The sequence below is a fragment of the Pseudomonas sp. W3I7 genome, from assembly GCF_030816095.1.
GTDB classification, from domain to species: Bacteria; Pseudomonadota; Gammaproteobacteria; order Pseudomonadales; family Pseudomonadaceae; genus Aquipseudomonas; species Aquipseudomonas salomonii.
Map to the genome: position 1 here is coordinate 3,069,741 of NZ_JAUSXP010000001.1, position 21,948 is coordinate 3,091,688.

The 21,948-nt window shown below is 58.1% G+C and carries 18 protein-coding genes and 2 pseudogenes; 10 read left to right on the forward strand and 10 right to left on the reverse strand.

The genetic code is table 11. From position 1 onward, the window contains the following. Positions 1-70: 70 nt before the first annotated feature. Together QF043_RS14370 and QF043_RS14375 are read right to left on the reverse strand one after the other, a co-directional pair. A complete protein-coding gene (locus QF043_RS14370) occupies positions 71-1,864 on the reverse strand; it encodes a thiamine pyrophosphate-requiring protein (RefSeq protein WP_307419029.1) in 1,794 nt (597 codons plus the stop codon). Between the two features lie 62 nt (positions 1,865-1,926). After that, a complete protein-coding gene (locus QF043_RS14375; protein ID WP_307419030.1) occupies positions 1,927-2,784 on the reverse strand; it encodes an SDR family oxidoreductase in 858 nt (285 codons plus the stop codon). Between the two features lie 294 nt (positions 2,785-3,078). On the opposite strand from QF043_RS14375, the pseudogene QF043_RS14380 reads away from it, so the two are divergent. Next, positions 3,079-7,234, forward strand: a pseudogene (locus tag QF043_RS14380) (CheR family methyltransferase). Positions 7,235-7,503: 269 nt separating this feature from the next. Further along, positions 7,504-7,773, forward strand: coding sequence for a DUF6555 family protein (locus QF043_RS14385; protein ID WP_307419031.1), 270 nt, complete (start codon positions 7,504-7,506; stop codon positions 7,771-7,773). Between the two features lie 415 nt (positions 7,774-8,188). Here QF043_RS14385 and QF043_RS14390 read toward each other — a convergent pair whose 3' ends face one another. Beyond that, positions 8,189-8,503 (reverse strand): hypothetical protein, encoded by a 315-nt coding sequence (locus tag QF043_RS14390; protein WP_307419032.1) that lies wholly within the window; start codon positions 8,501-8,503, stop codon positions 8,189-8,191. Between the two features lie 404 nt (positions 8,504-8,907). On the opposite strand from QF043_RS14390, the gene cyoA reads away from it, so the two are divergent. Genes cyoA through cyoE form a run of 5 tightly spaced genes read left to right on the forward strand, consistent with a single transcriptional unit; the run spans position 8,908 to position 13,625 of the window. Then, entirely contained in the window at positions 8,908-9,837 is a 930-nt protein-coding gene (gene cyoA / locus QF043_RS14395; protein ID WP_307419033.1) for a ubiquinol oxidase subunit II, read from the forward strand. A 2-nt stretch (positions 9,838-9,839) separates the two neighbouring features. Continuing rightward, the gene (gene cyoB / locus QF043_RS14400; RefSeq protein ID WP_307419034.1) at positions 9,840-11,813 is read left to right on the forward strand and encodes a cytochrome o ubiquinol oxidase subunit I; all 1,974 of its coding nucleotides are present in this window, start codon (positions 9,840-9,842) and stop codon (positions 11,811-11,813) included. A gap of 3 nt (positions 11,814-11,816) precedes the next feature. After that, entirely contained in the window at positions 11,817-12,431 is a 615-nt protein-coding gene (cyoC, locus tag QF043_RS14405) for a cytochrome o ubiquinol oxidase subunit III (protein ID WP_307419035.1), read from the forward strand. Between the two features lies 1 nt (position 12,432). Continuing rightward, a complete protein-coding gene (cyoD, locus tag QF043_RS14410; RefSeq protein ID WP_058821846.1) occupies positions 12,433-12,771 on the forward strand; it encodes a cytochrome o ubiquinol oxidase subunit IV in 339 nt (112 codons plus the stop codon). Next, the gene (cyoE, locus tag QF043_RS14415) at positions 12,729-13,625 is read left to right on the forward strand and encodes a heme o synthase (protein WP_307419037.1); all 897 of its coding nucleotides are present in this window, start codon (positions 12,729-12,731) and stop codon (positions 13,623-13,625) included. Before cyoD ends, cyoE begins: the two co-directional genes overlap by 43 nt. A 54-nt stretch (positions 13,626-13,679) precedes the next feature. Here the strand turns inward: cyoE and QF043_RS14420 are convergent, their stop codons facing one another. Next, positions 13,680-14,564: a manganese catalase family protein gene (locus QF043_RS14420; RefSeq protein ID WP_058821847.1), complete on the reverse strand. Its 885-nt coding sequence runs from the start codon at positions 14,562-14,564 to the stop codon at positions 13,680-13,682. 165 nt (positions 14,565-14,729) lie between these two features. Then, the gene (locus tag QF043_RS14425; protein ID WP_307419038.1) at positions 14,730-14,969 is read right to left on the reverse strand and encodes a hypothetical protein; all 240 of its coding nucleotides are present in this window, start codon (positions 14,967-14,969) and stop codon (positions 14,730-14,732) included. 200 nt (positions 14,970-15,169) lie between these two features. On the opposite strand from QF043_RS14425, the gene QF043_RS14430 reads away from it, so the two are divergent. The 3 genes from QF043_RS14430 (at position 15,170) to QF043_RS14440 (ending at position 16,453) form a co-directional block, all read left to right on the forward strand. Further along, complete coding sequence (locus QF043_RS14430; RefSeq protein WP_307419039.1) at positions 15,170-15,394, forward strand: hypothetical protein; 225 nt, start codon at positions 15,170-15,172, stop codon at positions 15,392-15,394. A gap of 251 nt (positions 15,395-15,645) precedes the next feature. Then, a complete protein-coding gene (locus QF043_RS14435) occupies positions 15,646-15,828 on the forward strand; it encodes a general stress protein (protein ID WP_058821849.1) in 183 nt (60 codons plus the stop codon). Between the two features lie 280 nt (positions 15,829-16,108). Further along, entirely contained in the window at positions 16,109-16,453 is a 345-nt protein-coding gene (locus tag QF043_RS14440) for a general stress protein (protein WP_307419040.1), read from the forward strand. Between the two features lie 945 nt (positions 16,454-17,398). Here the strand turns inward: QF043_RS14440 and QF043_RS14445 are convergent. From QF043_RS14445 to QF043_RS14465, 5 genes and pseudogenes are all read right to left on the reverse strand, one after another. Then, a complete protein-coding gene (locus QF043_RS14445) occupies positions 17,399-17,908 on the reverse strand; it encodes a ferritin-like domain-containing protein (protein ID WP_307421392.1) in 510 nt (169 codons plus the stop codon). 293 nt (positions 17,909-18,201) lie between these two features. Beyond that, positions 18,202-19,533, reverse strand: a complete 1,332-nt coding sequence (locus tag QF043_RS14450) for an APC family permease (protein ID WP_307419041.1) — start codon at positions 19,531-19,533, stop codon at positions 18,202-18,204. Between the two features lie 76 nt (positions 19,534-19,609). Beyond that, the gene (locus tag QF043_RS14455) at positions 19,610-19,840 is read right to left on the reverse strand and encodes a hypothetical protein (protein WP_307419042.1); all 231 of its coding nucleotides are present in this window, start codon (positions 19,838-19,840) and stop codon (positions 19,610-19,612) included. A gap of 124 nt (positions 19,841-19,964) precedes the next feature. Beyond that, positions 19,965-20,734: pseudogene (locus QF043_RS14460) on the reverse strand (gamma-glutamyl-gamma-aminobutyrate hydrolase family protein). Between the two features lie 100 nt (positions 20,735-20,834). Continuing rightward, a complete protein-coding gene (locus QF043_RS14465; RefSeq protein WP_073510266.1) occupies positions 20,835-21,947 on the reverse strand; it encodes a carboxylate-amine ligase in 1,113 nt (370 codons plus the stop codon). Position 21,948 lies beyond the last annotated feature (1 nt).

The window sequence follows — 21,948 nt, forward strand, 5'->3', positions numbered from 1 at the left end:
TCCATGTCCTTACAGCTAGGGCTGCGCGGGTGCGCAGGAGTTCGTTATTTTTGTGATCGGCGCGGGCGGTCTATTTTTTCGGGCGTGCAGGCAAAACGCTGGCCAGTACCTGCTTGGCGGTCTGCACAATTACCCCGGCCTCATCCGGATCGCCCTGAAGCAATGTGGAAGCGAATTTCTTCGCCTGCTCCAGCTTGATATGCGGTGGCAGCGGCGGCACGTTGGGGTCGGTCTTGAACTCGATCAACACCGGCACATTCGAGGCGAGCGCTTGCTCCCAGGCCGACGCGACGTCCTCTTCGCGCTCGACGAAGATACCCTTGAGCCCCAGCGAGATCGCAAACAGGTGGTACGGCACGTCGGGGATGTTCTGCGAAGCCTCGAACTTGGGATCGCCTTCCATCACCCGTTGCTCCCAGGTGACCTGGTTCAAGTCCTCGTTGTTGAAGACTGCGCAGATCCATTTCGGGCTCAGCCACTGCCGCCAGTACTTGGCGACGGTGATCAACTCGGCCATGTTGTTCATTTGCATCGCGCCATCGCCCACCAGCGCGATCACCGTTTGCTGCGGATGGGCGAATTTGGCCGCGATCGCATAGGGCACGGCGGCGCCCATCGACGCCAGGCCACCGGACAGCGAACACTGCATGCCTCGGCGGATCTTCAGGTCACGCGCATACCAGTTGGCGCAGGAGCCGGAGTCGCTGGTGATAATCGCGTGATCGGGCAAGCGCGGCGAAAGTTCGTATACCACGCGCTGTGGGTTGATCGGCTTGGCCTTGGCCAGGGCGCGTTTCTCCAGGGTTTTCTCCCAGCTTGCGCGCCAGCCTTCGACTTTTTTGCGCCAGGTACGCGTGGTCTTGTGTTCCAGCAGCGGCAGCAGTGCGGCGAGGGTTTCGGCCGCATCGCCGAGCAGGTTCACCTCCATCGGGTAGCGCAGGCTCAGCATGTCGGGTTGCAGGTCAATCTGCACGCCGCGCGCCTGGCCTTCCTTGGGCAGGAACTCGGAATAGGGAAAACCCGAGCCGATCATCAACAAGGTGTCGCATTCGGTCATCAACCTGTAGCTGGGCTCGGTGCCCAGCAGGCCGATACTGCCGGTCACCCACGGCAAGTCATCAGGCAACACCGCCTTGCCAAGCAACGCCTTGGCGGCGCCTGCGCCCAATGCTTCGGCCACGGCAATCACGGGGTCAGTCGCCGCCAGTGCCCCGGCGCCGACCAGAATCGCAACCTTTTTGCCGGCATTGAGCACGTCTGCCGCACGTTGCAAGTCGGCCTCGTAGGGCACGACCTTGGGTTTGCTGTAGCCCACACCGGAATGCACCGTGCCATGGGCCCTGGCGGGCGGCTCGTAGGCAGCTTCCTGCAAGTCGTTGGGCAAAATGATCGCAGTGACCCGACGCTCGCCGACGGCGGTGCGTACCGCACGGTCAATCAGGTGGCGCACCTGCGACGGCACCGAGGCCTGTTGCACAAAGGCGCCGGCCACGTCCTTGAACATCGAGACCAGGTCCAGCTCTTGTTGGTAATGGCCGCCCAGCGCTGCCCGGGCCTGTTGCCCGACAATGGCTAGCACCGGCATGTGGTCCATACGCGCGTCATACAAACCCGTGATCAAATGCGACGCACCCGGCCCGGAGGTGGCAATACACACCCCCAGTTCGCCGGTGAACTTGGCGTGAGCCGAAGCCATGAACGCGGCCATTTCTTCGTGACGGGCCTGAATGAACTCGATCTTGCCGTTGGCGCGACTCAAGGCGCCAAACACGCCGTTGATGCCGTCACCCGGATAACCAAAAATCCGCGTGACGCCCCACTGGGCAAGCCGTTCAACCAGAAAGTCACCTACTGTCGTTGTCATTGGAACCCTCGCTTAAACCAGGTCGAATGGAAACGGGCGCAGTACGCTACGACCGCCATACGTCAAAGAATCGGCTTGCCGCCTGTCACGCCGTATCGTTCGCCGGAGATATAGCTCCCCTCGTCCGAGGCCAACAACACATAAATCGGCGCCACTTCGACCGGTTGACCGGGGCGCCCCAGGGGCGTATTGCCACCAAACTGCTTCACTGACGCTTCAGGCATCGTCGACACAATCAGAGGTGTCCAGATAGGCCCAGGCGCGACGCTGTTGACACGAATACCGCGCTTGCCGAGCAATTGCGCCAGGCCTGCGGTGAAATTGGCGATGGCGCCTTTGGTGGCCGCATAACACAGGAGTGACGGGTTGGGCGCATCGGAGTTGACGGAGCTGGTGTTGATAATCGAGCTGCCTGCGGCCATGTTGGGCAGCGCGGCCTTGCAGATCCGAAACATGGCGGTGACATTAACGTCGAATGTCTTCACCCATTCCTCGTCAGCAATTTCTTCCAACGTTTCATGGGTCATCTGAAAGGCTGCGTTGTTAACCAAAATATCGATACGCCCAAAGGCCTTTACCGTGTCATTCACGATAGCCGAGCAATGAGGTTGGCTGCTGAGATCGCCCGGCAGCAGCAGGCATCTTCGGCCAGCCGCTTCTACCCAGCGCGCCGTTTCCTTGGCGTCCTCATGCTCATCCAAGTAGGCGACCGCCACATCTGCCCCTTCGCGTGCGAAGGCAATGGCGACGGCACGCCCAATGCCGCTGTCGGCACCGGTGATCAAGGCTATTTTGTTCGCCAGACGGCCTGAACCCTTATAGGTTTTTTCACCACAATCGGGCTGTGGATCCATCCGGTATTGGGTGCCGGGCACCGCTTGCTGTTGGGGTTTGAACGGTGGTTTTGGATAGTTGCTCATCGGCGGTCCTCCTCTGTTTGTATACTCTTGCGAGGACTCGCCGCGGGCTTTAGTTCAGATGAAATTGCAACATCCGGATCAGCGTGACTGTGATGCAGTACCACCCGTCGATCTGATTAAACCTTGCGCAATGTTTGCGCCTCAACCAAATTACAGGGATTATCGAGCGATCTTAAAACGCCAATGCCGGGCAGTTTTTGGGCTATATTTCGCACTTGTTTTCAATCCTTATCCCTCTGAATCGAGACCGTGTGATAGCGGACTTTCAGCGCGCTGTTAACCAAGGTTTATCTCATGAAGTCTGCCCCACCGCGGTCACCGAATGTTCCGCAACGCAAGGATCTAACCCCAAGCAACCTAGCCTTTCCGGTAGTGGGTATTGGCGCTTCGGCAGGTGGCCTACAAGCGGTAAAGGCGTTCTTTGAGCATATGCCCAAAGATTGTGGCATGGCCTTCGTGGTGGTTTTGCATTTGTCACCCGACCATCAGAGCGTGGCGGACAAAATCATCCAGGAGTCGACGCGGATGCCGGTGCTGCAAGTCACCGACACCACACCCATCGAAAAGAACCACGTCTACGTCATCTCTCCCGCACAACATCTGGCGATGAATGATGGCTATCTGGCAGTAACCTCCTCGGTGCGCGAAGGAGGTTCGCATATTGCGATTGATCTATTTTTCCGCGACCTGGCAGACACGCATAAGGAGCGCGCGTTTTGCGTGATCCTGTCCGGCACCGGCTCCGACGGCGCAGTTGGGTTGTCGCGTATCAAGGAGCAAGGCGGAGTCACCTTGGTACAAACGCCGGAAGACGCCGAGTTCGACGGCATGCCGCTCGCCGCCATCGAAACGCAGATGGTCGACCTGGCGCTTCCGGTGGTGGAAATGCCGCAAAAACTGCTTGAGCTGTGGCGTAACGCTCAATCGATCATCCTGCCCACGGCCAATGACCCAGAGATCCACACCACCCCGCCCGCGACTGAACGGGATGTTGCTTTAGCCGAACAGCTGCTGCTGGACATCCTGATCCAGTTGCGCGCCACTACCGGCCATGACTTCAAGCACTACAAACGGGCCACGGTGTTGCGCCGCATTGAGCGGCGCTTGCAGGTGACCGCCCAACCGGACCTGGCCAGCTATTACAATTTTCTCCAGGCACACCCCGAGGAAACCAAGTCGTTACTCGGCGACATGCTGATCGGCGTCACGAACTTCTTTCGCGACCGCGAGGCTTTCGAAGCGCTTGAGCGTGACGTGATCCCCAATCTGGTCAAGTCTCTGGGAGACAGCGTCCCGCATCGTGAGGAGGTGCGTGTCTGGTCGGCCGGTTGTTCGACCGGCGAAGAAGCCTACAGCTTGGCGATGCTGGTCGCCGAGCAACTGGTTCTGGACGCCAGCGGGGCAAAAATGCAGGTATTCGCCACCGATATCGACGAGCGCGCGATCAGCCATGGCCGCAATGGCGTGTACCCCGAAGCAATCATCACCGACGTCCCGCCCACGCGCCTGCGCCAGTATTTTTCCAAAGAAAAAAACCAGCACTACCGAGTGCGTAAGGAAATCCGCGAAAAGGTATTGTTTGCCAAGCACAGCCTGATGGCCGACCCGCCGTTCTCGCAGATCGACTTGATTGTGTGCCGCAACCTGCTGATTTACCTGGACCGGGAAGTGCAACGGGACATCCTGCAGATGTTCCATTTCGCCTTGCGCCCGGGCGGTTATCTGTTCCTCGGCTCGTCGGAGTCAGCCGATGGCTGCCTTGACCTGTTTGTGCCGGTAGACAAGCGCAATCGCATCTTTCGTGTGCGTGCTGGTTCGACCTCGGTGCGGCGCGCGCCCACCATGCCGCGGGGTGGCTATTTGCGCCCCAATATGCTGCCAGCCATCACTGAAACCAAGATGCCGACGAAAGTCTCGTTTGCTGAAATTCACCTGCGCGCCCTGGAAAAAGCCGCACCGCCCGAGTGTCATCGTCGATGTACACGCCGATATCCTGCACATCAGCGAAGGTGCCGGGCGCTTCTTGCGTTACGTAGCAGGGGAAATGACGCGTAATTTGCTCGCGTTGGTGCACCCCGACCTGCGCCTGGATATTCGCACGACGCTGTTTCAGGTGCAGCAATCCGGTCTGCCGGTCACGTCGCGCAAGGTGCAACTGGAGCGTGGCCAGGAATTGTTCATGGTGGACATCACGGCCCTTCCCTACCGGGATGACGCCACCGAAAGCGATTTTGTCCTGGTGACGTTCAAAGAGACCCAAGTCGACTCGCAACAATCGGGCGAGTCCAGCGTCAACCTCGTCGAGAACCAGATGATGAGCAATCTGGAGCGTGAGCTGCAGCGTACCAAGCTGCACCTGCAGGACACCATCGAGCAATCGGAAGTCTCCAGCGAGGAACTCAAGGCCTCCAACGAAGAGATGCAGGCGGTCAACGAAGAATTGCGTTCGGCCACTGAAGAATTGGAGACCAGCAAGGAAGAGTTGCAGTCGATCAATGAAGAGCTGCTCACCGTCAACTACGAACTCAAGACCAAGGTTGAAGAAACCGACAAGGTCAACGACTACCTGACCAACCTGATTGCGTCCACCGACATCGCCACCGTGTTTGTCGACCGCAATATGCGCATCCGCTGGTTTACCCCGCGCGCCACGGACATCTTCAGCATGCTGCCGGTGGACACCGGCCGCTCCTTGATGGACATCACCCACCGCCTCAACTACCCGGAAATGGCCAGTGACGCGACGAACGTCTTCGAATCATTGAGCATGATCGAGCGCGAGATCAACAGTAAGGATGAGCGTTGGTACATTGCGCGTCTACTGCCTTACCGCTCCAGCGAAGACCATATCGACGGCACCGTGCTGACCTTTATCGACATCACCAAACGCCGCCTGGCCGAGGAAGAGCTCAGGCTGGGCGAAGAGCGCATGCGCCTGGTGGCCGAAAGCACCCATGACTTTGCCATCATCATCCTGGACGACCATGGGGCTATCACCGACTGGAACACCGGCGCGGAATTGATCTTCGGCTACACCAAAGACGAAGTGCTGGGCGCTTACTACGACCTGATCTTTTCCCCGGAGGACCGCACCGACGGGGTGCCGGAAAATGAACTGCGCGCGGCCCGCGAACATGGCCGGGGTGAAGACGAGCGCTGGCATGTGCGCAAGGACGGCAGCCGGTTCTATTGCAGCGGTGAAGTCACCCAACTCAAGAGCGACAGCCTGCGCGGCTACGTCAAGATCGCCCGGGACCTCACCGGCCATAAACGCATGCATGACGAGCAACACAAGCGGCTGATGGAAACCCAGACCAACAGCCACCTCAAGGACGAGTTTTTCGCGGTGATGTCTCACGAGCTCAAACATCCGTTGAACCTGATTCAGCTCAACGCCGAGTTGCTGCGCCGCCTGCCGGCCACCAAGTCAACGGGCCCGGCGATCAAGGCCGTTGATACGATCTGCGAGGCGGTTTCCAGCCAGGCGCGAATTATTGACGACCTGCTGGACGTAGCAAGGGTGCGCACCGGCAAGCTCAAGCTGAAGAAACAGCCGGTCGACCTGGCCAAAACGCTTCAGGACATCTACAACGTGGTGCTCATCGATGGCCACGGTTGCCAGGTAACGCTGGATATTTCCCTCGCGCCGCAGACCACACTGCTCGTCGATGCCGACCCTACGCGGCTTGAGCAGGTGATTTGGAACCTGGTCAACAACGCGCTGAAATTCACCCCGGACGATGGCCGCGTGCAGTTGGTCCTCAGCCGCGTGGATGGAGGTAGGCATGCGAGGCTGGACGTCATCGACAGCGGCATTGGGCTGGCCGAGCAGAGCCTGGACAAGATTTTCGACCTGTTCAGCCAGGCCGAAAACCAGCACCAGACGCATCAGCGTGAGGGCCTCGGGATCGGCCTGTCGCTGGTTCGACAATTGGTTGAGGCTCACGGTGGTCATGTGAGCGTGCACTCCAAGGGGCTCGGCTTTGGCTGCACATTCTCAGTGCTGTTGCCCCTGAGCGAGCAGCACGATGATCTACCGGCCACCCCGGAAACCTCGGATGAGGATAACCGTCTCGGCGGGTTGACAGTCCTGCTGGTCGACGACTCCGAAGACGTGCTGTTCGTGCTGCAGATGCTGCTTGAAATGGAAGGTGCCGACGTAAAGGCCTTCGGCGATCCGCGACTGGCGCTTGAAGCCGCGAACACCAACCGGTATGACCTGATCATTTCGGACATCGGCATGCCGGTCATGGACGGCCATGAATTGATGAAAAACCTTCGCAAGCTGGATCACTTGCAGGCCACGCCATCCATTGCACTGACGGGCTATGGCGCCGCAAACGATCAGAAAAAAACCGCCGAGTCAGGCTTTAATCATCACGTCAGCAAGCCGGTGGCTCATGAGTCGCTGATTGAACTGATCAACAGTTTGTGCAATACGCAACAATAACGGGCAGGCATTCAGGCGCCTGGCCAGTTCCCAAAAAAAATGCCCGCACACCGTGCGGGCAAACAGGAGTGTAACCTGACAGCCTGCAGGAGTAACAGGCCTACTTGAAAGAGCACATGCCCTTAACGCTAGTTAAAAACTTACTTTGATCGCCAGACAAACGGCGTCTCTACACGCTTGATCAGACGGTTGGCGACTCCCCGTTAATGGCTCAAAAAAATATGAACCTTTGTTCCTGTAACCCGACGAAACTAATAGCCGGAGGAACAATGAACAGCTCTTTATTTATTATTGAATACTTCATACACAACATGCCCAAGGCGTTTATTATTCGGGCCGACACGATGAACAACGCGGAGGCTTGGCACTGGGCATGCTGCGATGCAGACATCGGCATTATTCCCAAGTCCCGTCATGACAAGTTCAGACGCATCAGCAAACCCCTCGCCGAACGTTATGGCATCGCTCAAGTAACGTGGCGCCCATCAGGCAGCATTCCGTTCATCGCCAAACCCTACGCGCCGCCACCGCCTGAATAACAGCGCTCGGCGCTTCTCGCGTTATGACTGCCGTCGCCGGGCCAGCATTGAATACAATTTTTTGACACTTTCCTGAAGTGCCTCTTCAACTCGCTGGTCTAATTGTATTTTTCTGCAAATTGGGCACCATGGGTCATGCCCTATCAACACCGTATGCGCTTGACTATCGAGCGCGGGAAGTATTCAACCTCACACGTCGCGCAGCTTTTTCCCGCTTGTTGATGAGACATAAACGCTCCATCCCTGTTTTTTAGATCACGTCTTCAACAAGCGATACCAACAAGCGGGCGCTCTTTCAACCCATGTGTGAAAAAAATTCAAACAAGCGCTTAGTTATTGGCAAGTTGCCATCAATGAAGCAGTGCCGACGCTGACCGATGTGGCGCTTGTTTCCGGCCCTCATCCGCACAGGCGTTCAATCATCGCTGTGCCTGTGCGCATCGGCGCAAGGCAACCGGCCAGACTCGCCCCCGGCAACCCGTTCTGCCTGATCGATACCCCGCTTGAGGGCGTCGCGCACCGACCATTCCGCGCCCGGCAACCGTTGGGTCCGCTCGACAACACACTGCCCTGTCGCGGTGTAGACACTGACCAGCACTTCAATGTCAGCGTCCGCGCGTTCCCGCGCCCGGACATCAATGTGACAGCCGTTTTCAACCTCTTGGGTGAAACACTGCTCGGCCTGCGCCTGCGCGGCCCAGGCCTTATAGATGTCGCCTCGAATAAACATACTGTTCTCCTTAAACGCACGCGATACGGTGTTTGAAAGACTCACTTCAATGATTGATGATTCCGCGCATTTAACAACTTGCCGCTGCCACTTTGTCGACAGAAGGCAACTACCGTTTCGCTTGTTAGCCGTTCGTCAGCTTGTGTAACAAATTCTTAAACCAACGCCAGAGGCGTTATTCAAAATATCGTGGCCGGGGCGTAGTTACACTTCCGACCGTCAGACACACGTATACAAACCCGGAAAATCGGCAACTTTTCCGGGCCGCCAGTACGCGTCTTGAACAATGAACGCTCTTGGCTGCGTTAAACAAGCGCAGCGTTAAAAAACCTGCATACCGTGCAGCGGTATCGCGCGGCAGCTTGAAAAATAAAACCACGGATGTTTAACCGCAGGAGCAGGCCATGAAGCGAATAATCGGGTACTTCCTGGTGTCCCTCGCCGGAACGTTGCTGTTAACGGGGTGCAACTTGGTTGTGTTCAATCCCAAAGGACAAATTGCAACGGACGAGCGCGACTTGATCATTCTCGCCACCGGGCTGATGTTATTGGTGGTCGTTCCGGTGATCGTCCTCATGTTTGTATTTGCCTATCGCTACCGCGCCACCAACAAGAACGCGCGCTATTCGCCGCGATGGGCCAGTTCACACAAAATCGAGGCCGTTGTATGGGGCGTGCCGCTGCTTATCATCATTGCCCTTGGCTGGGTGACCTGGCAAACAACCCACGCACTTGACCCCTACCGCCCGCTCGACTCGCAGACGCCGCCCGTCAATGTGCAAGTCGTGGCGACCGACTGGAAGTGGTTGTTCATCTACCCCGACCTGGGCATCGCGTCGGTGAACGAATTGGCCTTGCCGGTGCACACGCCGGTGAGTTTCACCATCACCTCCGACGCGGCCATGACCTCATTCTTTATCCCGGCTCTGGGCGGGCAGATTTATGCCATGGCCGGCATGCAAACCCGATTGCACCTGATCGCCAACGAAACCGGCCAGTTCACCGGGATCGCCGCCAATTACAACGGCCCCGGTTTCTCCGATATGCATTTCGCCACGCTGTCCTTGAGCCCCAGCGATTTCCAGGCGTGGGTGGCGAAGGTCAAAGGCGCCGCACAACCCCTCGACCAGGCCAGCTACGCACAACTGGCCAAGCCCACCATCAAGCACCCCGTCACCTATTACTCGGCGGTACAGGCGCGCTTGTTCCTGGACATCGTCGACAAATACGAAGGCATGAATAAAGCCAACAAGGCCAAGCGCCGCCAGACGCAGCTGGACGAAACAGGCGAGCGCTCCCCTCAACATCCAAGCCTGCTGGCTGAGGAGCGTTAACTATGTTCGGTAAATTGTCATGGGACGCGATACCAACCACTGAACCCATTGTGATGTATACCCTGGCGATCGTCGGGCTGATCGGTGTGACGCTGGTGGGGTCAATCACCTGGAAACGCAAATGGGGCTACATGTGGCGCGAATGGTTCACCTCGGTGGACCACAAGAAAATCGGCTGCATGTACATCATCGTGGCGCTGGTGATGCTGCTGCGCGGCTTCTCCGACGCGATCATGATGCGCACCCAGCAAGCGATGGCCGCCAGTGGCGGGCCGGGTTACCTGCCGCCGGAGCACTATGACCAGATATTCACCGCCCACGGCGTGATCATGATCTTCTTCATGGCCATGCCATTCGTGGTCGGGTTGATGAACATCGTCGTGCCCTTGCAGATCGGCGCGCGTGATGTGGCTTACCCCTTCCTCAATGCGTTGAGCTTCTGGCTGTTTGTGGTGGGCGCGGCGTTGGTCAACATTTCGCTGGGCGTCGGTGAGTTTGCGCGCACCGGTTGGGTGGCCTATCCGCCGTTGTCCGAGCTGGGCTACAGCCCGGGCGTGGGCGTGGACTATTACATCTGGTCACTGCAAATATCCGGCATCGGGACGTTGCTGACGGGCGTGAATTTCTTCGTGACTATTTTGAAGATGCGCACCGAAGGCATGAGCCTGTTCAAAATGCCGGTGTTCACCTGGAACGCGCTGTGTACGTCAGTGCTGATCCTCGCCGCATTCCCGATCCTGACCGCCACCCTGCTGATGCTGACCCTGGACCGCTACCTGGGCATGCATTTTTTCACCAGCGAAGCCGGCGGCAACCCGATGATGTACGTCAACCTCATCTGGGCGTGGGGGCATCCGGAGGTGTACATCCTGATCCTGCCGGCCTTCGGAGTATTTTCGGAAATTGCGGCGACTTTCAGCAGCAAGCGCCTGTTCGGCTACGTGTCGCTGGTATGGGCGACGATTGCGATTACCTTGCTGTCATTCGTCGTGTGGCTGCATCACTTCTTCACCATGGGTTCGGGCGGCAACGTCAACGCCTTCTTCGGCATCATGACGATGATCATCGCCGTGCCGACCGGGGTGAAAATTTTCACCTGGCTGTTCACCATGTACCGCGGCCGCGTGCGCTTCGAGACGCCGATGCTGTGGACCTTGGGCTTTATCGTCACCTTCAGCATCGGCGGCATGACCGGGGTCTTGCTCGCAGTGCCCGGGGCCGACTTCATGCTGCACAACAGCCTGTTTTTGATCGCTCACTTCCATAACGTCATCATTGGCGGCGCTGTGTTCGGCTACATGGCCGGACTCACTTACTGGTTCCCGAAAGCGTTTGGGTTTCGCTTGAACGACAAACTGGGACGCATCGCCTTCTGGTGCTGGATCACCGGGTTTTACTTCGCGTTCATGCCGTCATACGTGCTCGGTTTCATGGGCATGACGCGGCGCCTCAACCATTTCAATAACCCGGAATGGCGCCCGTGGCTGTTACTGGAGCTGGTGGGGGTGGCAATCATCCTCTGCGGCGTGGCCACCCAGGCACTGCAGCTGTTTGTGAGTATTCGCCACCGCCATCGCTATCGCGACCTCACCGGCGACCCGTGGGACGGCCGCACCCTGGAGTGGGCCACCGCCTCCCCGCCGCCGGTGTACAACTTTGCCGAGCAGCCAAAAGTCAGCGACCTGGATGCGTATTGGGGCATGAAGGAACGTGGCGTGAGCACCCTCAGCCACACCGATTACCGCAGTATTCACATGCCGCGCAACACCGCATCGGGCCTGATCATCAGCCTGTTTGCGCTGATCTGCAGCTTTGCCCTGGTGTGGCATATCTGGTGGATGGTGATCTTCGGGCTGGTGGCCTCGGTGGTCGCCTTCGTCGTGCGCAGCTACGACGAGGACACCGATTATTTCGTGCCCGCACACGAGGTCGCGCGCATCGAAACGGCGCGCCTCAAAGACTTGGCGGAGGCTTGATCCATGTCTCATACCGTAATCGACAAAGACATTGCCCACACGCAGGAACAGGGCCACGAAGACGCGGGCTCGCTGAGCCTGTTCGGGTTCTGGATCTACCTGATGACCGACTGCATCCTGTTTGCGACCTTGTTCGCAGGCTATGCGGTGCTGCGCGACAGTGTGGCGGGCGGGCCCTCGACCGTGGATATCTTCGAGTTGCCCTATGTGCTCGGCGAAACCCTCTTGCTGCTGTTGAGCAGCATCACCTACGGCTACGCGATGCTCGCGTTGAACCGTAACCAGCCGAGCCATGTGTTGCGGTGGCTGGGGCTGACGTTCCTGCTCGGCGCGGGCTTTATCGCCATGGAGATCAATGAGTTTCACCACTTGATCGCCGAGGGGAACGGCCCCGATCGCAGCGCATTCCTGACTGCTTTTTTCACCCTCGTCGGCACCCATGGCGCTCACGTCCTGACCGGCCTGGTCTGGATGGCGGTGCTGATGGCCCAGGTGCATCAGCGCGGGCTGACCAGCACCAACGCCACGCGACTCAGTTGCCTGAGCCTGTTCTGGCATTTCCTGGACGTGGTGTGGATCTGCGTCTTTACCGTGATCTACCTGTTAGGGGTGGTGTGACATGTACAAGCAAAGTTCGGTTCACAGCAGCGCCGGCACCGCCCATGGCAGCAGCCGGTCTTACCTGGTCGGGTTCATCGTCTCGGTGCTCCTGACCCTGATCCCCTTCGCACTCGTGATGTACCCGACGTTGCCGCGCACCGTCACCGCCTGGCTGGTGGTGGCGCTGGGCGCGGTGCAAATCATCGCCCACTTGAAGTTCTTCCTGCACCTGGACACGGCCGCCGAGCAACGCTGGAACCTTATCGCGCTGATCTTTTCGGCGGTCATCATTCTCTTGCTGGTAGGACTTTCGCTATGGATCATGGACAGTATTCATCACAACATGCTGGCGCATTGAGACAGTGGGCGGGGCTGTTCAATGTCGGGCTCCAGTTGACCAAACCGGGGATTATCTTTGGCAACCTCACCTCCGTACTGGGCGGCTACTTTCTTGCCGCCAACGGCCACCTGGCGGCCCCTGTGCCGTTGCTCGCCACCCTGCTGGGTACCGCGCTGGTGATTGGTTGCGGCTGCGTGCTCAATAACTGTGTTGATCGAGACATCGACCGGCGCATGGTGCGCACCTGCCATCGGGCGCTGGCAATCCGGGCAGTAACGGTGCCCACGGCGGCAATGTATGCCGTTGCGCTGGGTGCCAGCGGCTTCGGGCTGTTGTGGGCCGGCAGTAACGCACTGTCCTGCCTGCTGGCGCTGGCCGGGCTGATCATCTACGTCGGGGTCTACACCTGCTGGTTGAAGCGTCGTTCCCATTGGGCCACCCTGGTCGGCAGCCTCTCTGGCGCCATGCCGCCCGTCATCGGCTATTGCGCGGTGACGGGCAGCTTTGACCTCACCGCACTGATGCTGATCGCCGTGTTCTGCAGTTGGCAAATGCCCCACTCGCACGCAATTACCGTGATGCGCCACGAGGATTTTCGCGCTGCACGCCTGCCCACATTGACCCTGTCCCAAGCCAACGTTCAGATACAGGCGTACCTGCTGGTGTTCCTCGCCTGCGCGACCCTGCTGGGCGTCGTCGCGCAGATGAGTGCGCTGTATTTTTGCGCGGTACTCGGTTGTGGCGGTTATTGGTGGGCGCTGGCGGCGAGCGCCATGCGCCTGGCCAACCCCGCACGCTGGGCGCGTAAAGTCTTCGGGGTTTCGATTGTGCTGGTACTGGTACTCAACCTGTCGTTGGCGATTGCGCGTTAGCTGCCGAGCACCTGCTCAAGCACCGCACGCCTCGCGGCGTGCGGTGGCGACACGTTACAGATCAGGCTTGGGTTGCAGGCCCGCGCCCAGGTCGGCACCGGTGGTGGGGTCGCTGAGCGGGTCCGACACCGTGCGGATTTTCATGGCGCTCAACCGTGCATCGTCGTCGGCATCCAACTGCACGCTCGCCATCCCGTCACCGCCATCAACCGCCGGTTGCGGGTCTTCCACGAACTCCCAGTCTTCGCCCTGGTTCCAAGGACCCCGGACACTGCCCGCGCCTTGCGACATATTAAAGTACACCTGGGTGAACTCCGGCATGCCCGGCAGCTTGCCTTGGGGGAAATTGGGCTGGATCGCGTGCAGGGCCTTTTCGAAAGACAGCTGGTGCGCGATTTCCCGGGTCATGAGAAAGCCCAGCGCCTCTTTGACGCCGGGATCAGTCGTGACATTCATCAAGCGTTCGTAAACGATTTTGGCGCGGGCTTCCGCAGCGATATTGGAACGCATGTCAGCCGTTGGCTCACCGATCGTATCAATGTAGGCGGCAGTCCAGGGCACTCCGGCAGAGTTGGTCAGTGGTGAACCTGCGCCGTACAACAGGCTGGTGATGTGGGAGTCGTTGCCGGCACCGTTGAGCGAACGATACAACTCACCCTCCTCTTCGACCCCTTCGGCCATGCGTCCCTTGGCGCCTTTGTTGAGCATGACGATAATCGAGCCGACGATTTCCAGATGGCTGAGCTCTTCGGTGGCAATGTCCATCAACAGGTCCTTGCGCCCCGGGTCATCCTCGGACAAGGCTTGGGTGAAGTAGCGCGACGCTGCCGCCAGCTCGCCTTGGGCGCCGCCGAACTGTTCGAGTAACAGGTTGGCCAAGCCCGGATTGGGCTCGGCGACGCGTACGGTGTATTGAAGTCGCTTGTTATGTAGAAACATCACAAATCTCCTCAGGCGTATGAACGAGGCGGCGCCCTTGATTGAACGCGCGCCTACCTTCATGTGAAGCAACAGCACGGAGAAAATTTGAAAAATAATGCGTGCGCACGACCAGCGGTTCAGCGCCGCACGCCAAGCGAAACGGCGGCCTCGGGGCTTTGGCGCTCAATCCGCGCCGTCATTATCGGGCCCTGGTACGACGTCGATGCCGGGCGTGCCGTTGGGCGGAGGCTGCGTGCCTTCGACCCTGTCTTGCCGCCGTTGCGGGTCATCCGGGTGATCCCAATCGGTTGTCGCATTCGGGTCTTCGTCACGTCCGGCAGTGCCGACAACGCATCCGTCATCATTCGGGTTTTGAGGGTTTTTTACGGGGATTGTTTCGGCGTTGGAGGGGTCGTGTTTCATGGTGAAAATCTCCAGTCAGCAGGGTATGGAACTGTTTGGAATCGCCTGTGACGTTCGAGTGCAATGCAAAGGACGAATGGCACGCGGTCAACTCGCCGGAACCACTCGCCGGAACAACGCCTGCCTTTTGCACGTCACTGCAGATAGGTGCTCGACGACCGAGCCCATGACCGGCTGAAGCCGAAAAGAGGATGACCCTCATGTCTGATAACGAACGCTACATCATCAGTTTCATCGTCGATAACCAGCCAGAGAGCCGCACCCTTGACTGCGGCCGCGACAACCTTTCACCCGACGACGCGCAAGCGCTGCTCAAGCAGACATTTCCCGAACTGCGCGACGCTCGGCTGACCGACGTGCAGGTGCAAAAGCGCACGAAGCCCGATGAAGGCGACAACATACCGGGGCACTACCAGCAACCGTAAGATAATGCTTACAACTAAGCGAAGCGCTGAATAGTTGCTATCAATTTAATATCGCCGGCACTGACACCGTTGAAAAACTTATACGAAGCGGTGATTAAATCGCACGCTCGTATAAGTTTTACTAACAATATGCCGTTCGTCGCCAGAACATAAAATTCGCCAAACGTTTTTCATCCGAGCGATATCAGAATAGGTGTCCGTTGTGCAAACGGGTAACTAACGAAGCGCTCACTTAGTATGGGAGAACGACCATGACTGCAGGTAATAAAAATCCGGGCAACTTTGCCAATGATCGTGAGAAAGCATCCGAAGCCGGCAAAAAGGGCGGCCAATCGTCAGGTGGAAACTTCGCCAACGATCGTGAGAAGGCCTCTGAAGCGGGCCGCAAAGGCGGGCAGAACAGCCACGGCGGCGGCCGCAAGTCAGAGTCTTGATTGATCGCGTGGGGGGCAGCCTTGCTGCCCTTCCACACTTGATAATGAGCAGCTACCCTGCGCGAGCGATTGCCTGTATTGAATACGATCCGCGCCCAAATGGGAATGAACGTTTACGGTGGACGGGGCAGAAGTTATAAGCAGTTGCCCGTATAAGCTTTAACTTTTCATACCGGCTGCTCGGTCATGCGTCCTGTAACGGCAGACTATAAACTGTGCCATGGGTAACGTCTTGTAGTGATCTGCCTACTGTTGTTAATAAATAATGAGGTAATTGAAAATGTCTCAGGATAAACAAAGTGGTATGTCAGTAAACGAAGCCGGCAAAAAAGGTGGCGAAGCCACTTCGGCCACCCACGACAAAGAGTTCTACCAGGAAATTGGCAGCCAAGGGGGGCAAAATAGCGGCGGGAATTTTAAAAATGACCCGGAACGCGCTGCCGAAGCTGGCAGTAAAGGCGGCCAAAATAGCGGCGGCAATTTCAAAAACGACCCGGAACGTGCCTCCGAAGCTGGCAGTAAAGGCGGCCAGAACAGCGGCGGCAACTTTGCCAACGATCGGGAAAAAGCGTCTGAGGCTGGGCGCAAAGGTGGCGAAAACAGCCACAGTGGCGGGCGTAAATAATTGATACGTTCGAACAGGGGGGTTATGCCCCCCTGTTGCTGCATGGCTGGAAATGCGCCTGCGGGACAATCCTCTGCGCCTGCCGATCCGCCATGGTTTGCGCGCCGCTGCAGATAAACTCAAGCCCTTAGTCTGCCAACGCCTGGTAGTTACTGGCACGCGCGGCCCAAGTAAGTGGCAGTGTGTGCGGCAACTACCCGATGGACGCCATCTAACGGATGTAAGGCCATAGCACTCGCCCAACGGCTTGCTGATCCGTTTTATCGGTTCGTTTTGAAAATCCAGGAATGAGATCAGGTAGTTCGTAGTGGATAACGTATAACTAATTATTAGCTTCTTCAGGTTTTTTGTTGCTCGATGAGATCAAAGGCTTGATAACTTGAAGGCTTGGTAATTTTAAGCAGTACCGGCCGACTCAGTTTGTACAACTTTTCGCTTCGCCTGTTAGTTTCCATTCGTCGGAACAGGTCGATATAAACGAAACTGACTGTCCATTTTTTCCCTCTCAATACTGAGCCTGTTCGCTCAAGCAGTCTCAAGGTATTACTCCTGTTTTGCCCGTACTAAGCGCGGGCTTTTTTTAGGCTTTAATATGATAAATGAATCGTATGAAGTTAACGGTGGATGTCTATCCAGCCACTGCAACCATCCGTATATCCGAAAGGGCTACTATCTAGGTTTGAGTCCGGATATATACATATGCATGAGCTGTGGAGAACAGCGCAGGTCCAGAGACTGGGAAACTTTCGAACGCCGGCGCAGGCCCCCTTCCGGATTACTCAACGTGTCGGACACGATCGCACGCTAACTTAGGCGTTTGTAAGCTTTTCCAGGTTTGCCAATGTTTGTCTTCGGGAAAATAAAATTTTGTCGACCGCCACTTGACGTGCGTACGACACTTTTTCATGCGCGCCCGCCGTGCAACCGGCGGACGCCTTTGCAGCGTTACTTTTTGGCTTCCTTATCGGGATCGGCTGATCGCTCCATGAACGCTTGGGTGAGCTGAGGCAAATGCTCAAGCAACCATTCGGCCATCGCGATCTCTTGCGGAAGGATTTTCTCGCACGCCTCTTGGGTCTGAGCATCGCCCGCCACTTGCGCCGCGGCGATGAGCACCGTGTAAGTGGCAACCTCCATGTTCTCGAACACATAACCCGCCATGGCGCCTTTGATGACCTCATCACTCATCAGCGAGCCCCCCACTGCCTGTCCAAAAGCCATCAACTTGCCACCCAAGTCTTTGAGGGTCGAAGAGCTACCACCCAAGCGTGTCAGGCATTCATTGATGAGGGTTTGCTGGTCGAGGGTTTCCTGGATGTGTTGTTCAATCCGCGCCTTAAGCGCCGGGTAGTGTTCCAGTCGCTCGGATTGCGCTTTAAGCATCTTTTCCGCTTGCTGTTCCATGGCATGCGCGTCACGTAGCCAGTCGAGCAGGTTTTCTTGGGGAGTCGCCATTTGGTCATCCTCTTTAAGCTGAAAAAACTCCACACGCGCCTGGAGCGCGCCATTTCTTACGTCAGGGTTTAGGCTTGGCCAGCGGGCTCGAGTCCAAGTCAGCTCCGGTAGTCGGCGCGCCCCTATTTATGAGAAATAACCGGCAGTTGGAAAATTTCAAAAGAATACTCGCAGCGCGACCAGCGGTCAGACCGCGCAGGGCAAGCGGATGGTCAGAAGGCCGGGGGTGGCGGGACGCCCGTAAGCGACCGTCAGCTTGATGGAGCGGTTACAGAAACGCTCCCCATTGACAATCAACTCGCCTTTGCGACGGGTGCTACCAGACGGTTGCAGCCGTACAGCAGCATTCCGACCATGAGCAATGCGGCGCCGCGCAACCAGGTGTCGAGCCCCTGCTGGCTGAGCAGGAGCACGCAAGAAATAATCGCCAGTACTGGCACCCAGGTCGGCACACGAAAGTGCTGTTCTGCGACTGTGTCGCCGCGCAACACCAGCACCGCAACGTTGGTGCTCAAGAACACAAACAGCAGCAACAGCACGACTGTCTGCGCCAACGCGGCGAGCGTGCCGGTCAGGGTAAGACCGATTGCCACGAGCGTGCTCGCGACAATCGCGGCCCATGGCGTGCGGCGCTTTGGGAGCACCTTTGAAAGAGGCGTGGGTAGCAGCCCCAGACGCGCCATCCCAAACATTAACCGACTGGCCATGATCATGGTCAACAGTGCACCGTTGGCGACCGCAACCAGCGCAATGAATGCGAAGACCTTGGGCGGAATATTCAGGCCTGACGCGCGTACAACTTCAAGCAGCGGCGCTGAAGACCCCGCCAGTTTTTCCATCGGCAGCACAACGGACGCGGCGACTCCAACCCCCATGTACACAATTCCCGCCGTGATCAGCGCTGCAAACAGTGCACGTGGGTAAACCGTACGCACGCGTTGAATTTCCTCTGCCAGATTGGCCGACGTCTCGAAGCCGACGAATGAGTAGAACGCCAGCAATGCTGCGCTGAGCACTCCAAGCACGGGATTGACGCCGGCCTTGAACTCGAGGGCGCGGCCGAGGTGGGCTTCACCTGACCGCAAGAACCAGCCAGCGGCGACGATCACCAACAGTAACCCGGACACTTCGATGACCGTCATGACAACGTTCGCGCCCAGCGACTCCTTGACACCACGTGCATTCAACAACGCAATCATCACCAGGAACACCAGCGCAGCGACAGAGGGTGAGACGTCAATGAATGCCGCCAGGTAATCCCCGGCAAAGGCCAGGGAAAGCCCCGCCGCGCTGGTCACCGCAGCGGCGAGCATGCTGAAGCCCACCAGAAAGGAGATCAGGGGCGATTTAAAAGCCTTCTCCGCGAATACCGATGCAGCGCCGGCATGTGGGTATTTTGTCACCAGTTCGGCGTAGGAGCCGGCGGTGAGCATGGCGAAGAACAGCGCCACCAGCAGCGGGACCCAGATGGCACCGCCGACCTCGCCTGCAATGGTGCCGGCGAGTGCATAAACGCCCGCGCCGAGTACATCGCCAAGAATGAAGAGGAACAGCATCGGCCCGGTAATGGCACGGCGCAACCTGGGTTTGGATTGAGCTTGGGGCACTGAAGTGGGTTCGTTCATGGACGACTCTTAGGGCGCAAACAATGAGCAATCACCCGGCGCGGCACCGGATAAGATTCAACGGCGGTCTGACCTATCAGTCGATTGGGCCGATATTGATCGTACGATCAGCGCCGAGCCCAGCAACCTTGGCCAACACTTCGGCAGGTGTGCGCTTTAAAAAACGCACCACGTAGCCCATGCCGCTACCGTCCTCCTCTATTGCCTTCACCCACAGTTCGACCTCGTCGGCCGCTAGACCTAACGCATTGCCGACCTGACGATTACGTTTGCCGCTGTCGTTGTCGTCCATTGGGTAGCTTTCCATCGACCCGCCTCCTCATTGTATGCGTGATGGCACTTCACAGTATGTGCGTTGTTTGAAAATGGATGCCGACAGCGCGCAAAGAGTTCGATTTCTTTGCCTGCTCACTTTTTGCAACAGGCCCGGATCACTGCGCCTGTTCCGACGCGCATGCACGTTGCGCTGCGCGTAATCGGCAGGCATCGCCGAACGCCTCGAAAATGGCCAAGTAGTCAGGGTTGGACGTGACCTGCCATTCCGGATGCCACTGGATCCCTAGTGCAAAAGCTACGCTGTCCTCAACGGAAAGCCCTTCCACCAATCCATCTTCCGCGACCGCCTCGATGCGCAGGCCACCTCCCACACTGGCAATGCCTTGGCTGTGAACGGAATTGACGTCGATCACACCGGCCAGTCCCAACCGGGCGAGTAAGCCACCCGGCTGCACAGTAATGGCATGCGCTCGATCATATTGCTGTTCAATCGGTTCATTGCTCGGCGGCTCGTGCTCGGCGCCGGGCGGATCGAGCCGCTGATGCAGTGTGCCGCCAAAGGCAACGTTCATTTCCTGCAGACCGCGGCAAATTCCCAATACAGGCAAACCAGCCTTAACGGCCGCACGCCAGAGCGGCAGCGCCAGTTGATCGCGGGCGGGGTCGCACGGCATTCCCGGCGGACTGGGCGGCCCGCCGTAAAGATGCGGTTCGATATCTGACGGTGCGCCGGTAAACAGCAATCCATCCAGATGGTGAATGATCTCGGCGGGTCAAGCCTGTCCGCGAGGACTGGCAAAATCACGGGCAGCCCCTTGGCTGCGGTGCAGACCGCCTGCGAATACTTCGTGTCGTTAATCTGGACCGCGTGCTGACCGATTTGCCATGAGCAGGCGGTGACGCCGATGATAGGCAGGTGCGACATATCAACCTCCTGTTATCGCTAGCGTTGTGCCGAACGAATCGGCATTCATTTGCGGCCTGTAGTGCTGTGTGCAACCGACATGGGCAACGCGTGAGGCTGTCTAGGCCCCGCAACTTTCTTTGAGCAAAAGGTCAACAACGGCGTGTTCGCCGCGCAGCATCGACGATTGGTCATTGAAGGTCCGCAGCTGGCGCTCGGCGCTGGTGCCGTCTCGCAGCAGCTGCCGTGCCTGGGCGAAAACACCTTGTTCGCCCAGCGCGTGGGCGGCGACTCCAAATTGCTGTTCCGCGATCATCAGCCAGCGCTCGAGGGATATCGCCTCAGTATCCGGCGCCAGCACAAAGCGCCCCTGGGCGCCCCAGCGCCGAGCCTGGATGCGGTTTTCTTTGAGTAACCAGTGACGTTCGAGGCTATATAGGCTACCGGGTGCCGGTAACAGGCAGGCATGTTTGACCATCACCCTGAACAGCCCGGCCAAGACCAGTGCGTCGCTCAACCGTGGGCACGCGTCGGTCATGCGCAACTCCAGCGTCGGGAAATTTAAGGAGGGTCGGCAGCCCCACCAGACATTCGCATCGCTGGCTACCGCGCCGATACGCTTCAATAAGCCCAGGTAGTGCTCAAAACTTTGCTCATCCGGCAAGTATTCGGGGATACCCATGCGCGGCCACTCGTCACACACCACTTGCCGGTAACTGCAATAGCCACTGGGTTGACCCTGCCACAAGGGCGATGAAACGCTCAGAGCCAGCAGCATCGGCAACCAGGGCAATACCTCGTTCATCACCGCGATGCGGTCTACGACCGCCGGGATCTCTGCGTGAACGTGCAGACCGCTAAGTACGCTACGCTGCGCAACGATCTGAAACTCATCGAACAAGCGTTGAAAATGCGCCTGCGGGGTCGCCCGTTGCGCCTGCCAATCGGCCATTGGGTGCGCGCCGCTGCTGATAAACCCCAGCCCGTGTTCGGCCAATGCCTGGTTCAGTTCCCGGCGCACGCGGCCAAGGTAGGTGGCAGCGTGTATGGCATCGTCGAACACCGGCGATGCCACTTCGACCTGGCCCTGGAACATCTCATAGGAAAAGCCCTCGCCAATGGCCTCGCGACACGTCGCCAACACCCGCGCCGACGGCTCGGCGAGCAGGCGTCGGCTGCGCAGATCAATGATGAAATACTCTTCTTCAATGCCAAAGCGCTGTATAGGGTCCATG

What these genes read in the sequence shown, in the direction of transcription:
- QF043_RS14370 (WP_307419029.1), bottom strand. Translation starts at nt 1,864, where the DNA reads ATGACAACGACAGTAGGTGACTTTCTGGTTGAACGGCTTGCCCAGTGG.
- QF043_RS14375 (WP_307419030.1), bottom strand. Translation starts at nt 2,784, where the DNA reads ATGAGCAACTATCCAAAACCACCGTTCAAACCCCAACAGCAAGCGGTG.
- QF043_RS14385 (WP_307419031.1), top strand. Translation starts at nt 7,504, where the DNA reads ATGAACAGCTCTTTATTTATTATTGAATACTTCATACACAACATGCCC.
- QF043_RS14390 (WP_307419032.1), bottom strand. Translation starts at nt 8,503, where the DNA reads ATGTTTATTCGAGGCGACATCTATAAGGCCTGGGCCGCGCAGGCGCAG.
- cyoA (WP_307419033.1), top strand. Translation starts at nt 8,908, where the DNA reads ATGAAGCGAATAATCGGGTACTTCCTGGTGTCCCTCGCCGGAACGTTG.
- cyoB (WP_307419034.1), top strand. Translation starts at nt 9,840, where the DNA reads ATGTTCGGTAAATTGTCATGGGACGCGATACCAACCACTGAACCCATT.
- cyoC (WP_307419035.1), top strand. Translation starts at nt 11,817, where the DNA reads ATGTCTCATACCGTAATCGACAAAGACATTGCCCACACGCAGGAACAG.
- cyoD (WP_058821846.1), top strand. Translation starts at nt 12,433, where the DNA reads ATGTACAAGCAAAGTTCGGTTCACAGCAGCGCCGGCACCGCCCATGGC.
- cyoE (WP_307419037.1), top strand. Translation starts at nt 12,729, where the DNA reads ATGGATCATGGACAGTATTCATCACAACATGCTGGCGCATTGAGACAG.
- QF043_RS14420 (WP_058821847.1), bottom strand. Translation starts at nt 14,564, where the DNA reads ATGTTTCTACATAACAAGCGACTTCAATACACCGTACGCGTCGCCGAG.
- QF043_RS14425 (WP_307419038.1), bottom strand. Translation starts at nt 14,969, where the DNA reads ATGAAACACGACCCCTCCAACGCCGAAACAATCCCCGTAAAAAACCCT.
- QF043_RS14430 (WP_307419039.1), top strand. Translation starts at nt 15,170, where the DNA reads ATGTCTGATAACGAACGCTACATCATCAGTTTCATCGTCGATAACCAG.
- QF043_RS14435 (WP_058821849.1), top strand. Translation starts at nt 15,646, where the DNA reads ATGACTGCAGGTAATAAAAATCCGGGCAACTTTGCCAATGATCGTGAG.
- QF043_RS14440 (WP_307419040.1), top strand. Translation starts at nt 16,109, where the DNA reads ATGTCTCAGGATAAACAAAGTGGTATGTCAGTAAACGAAGCCGGCAAA.
- QF043_RS14445 (WP_307421392.1), bottom strand. Translation starts at nt 17,908, where the DNA reads ATGGCGACTCCCCAAGAAAACCTGCTCGACTGGCTACGTGACGCGCAT.
- QF043_RS14450 (WP_307419041.1), bottom strand. Translation starts at nt 19,533, where the DNA reads ATGAACGAACCCACTTCAGTGCCCCAAGCTCAATCCAAACCCAGGTTG.
- QF043_RS14455 (WP_307419042.1), bottom strand. Translation starts at nt 19,840, where the DNA reads ATGGAAAGCTACCCAATGGACGACAACGACAGCGGCAAACGTAATCGT.
- QF043_RS14465 (WP_073510266.1), bottom strand. Translation starts at nt 21,947, where the DNA reads ATGGACCCTATACAGCGCTTTGGCATTGAAGAAGAGTATTTCATCATT.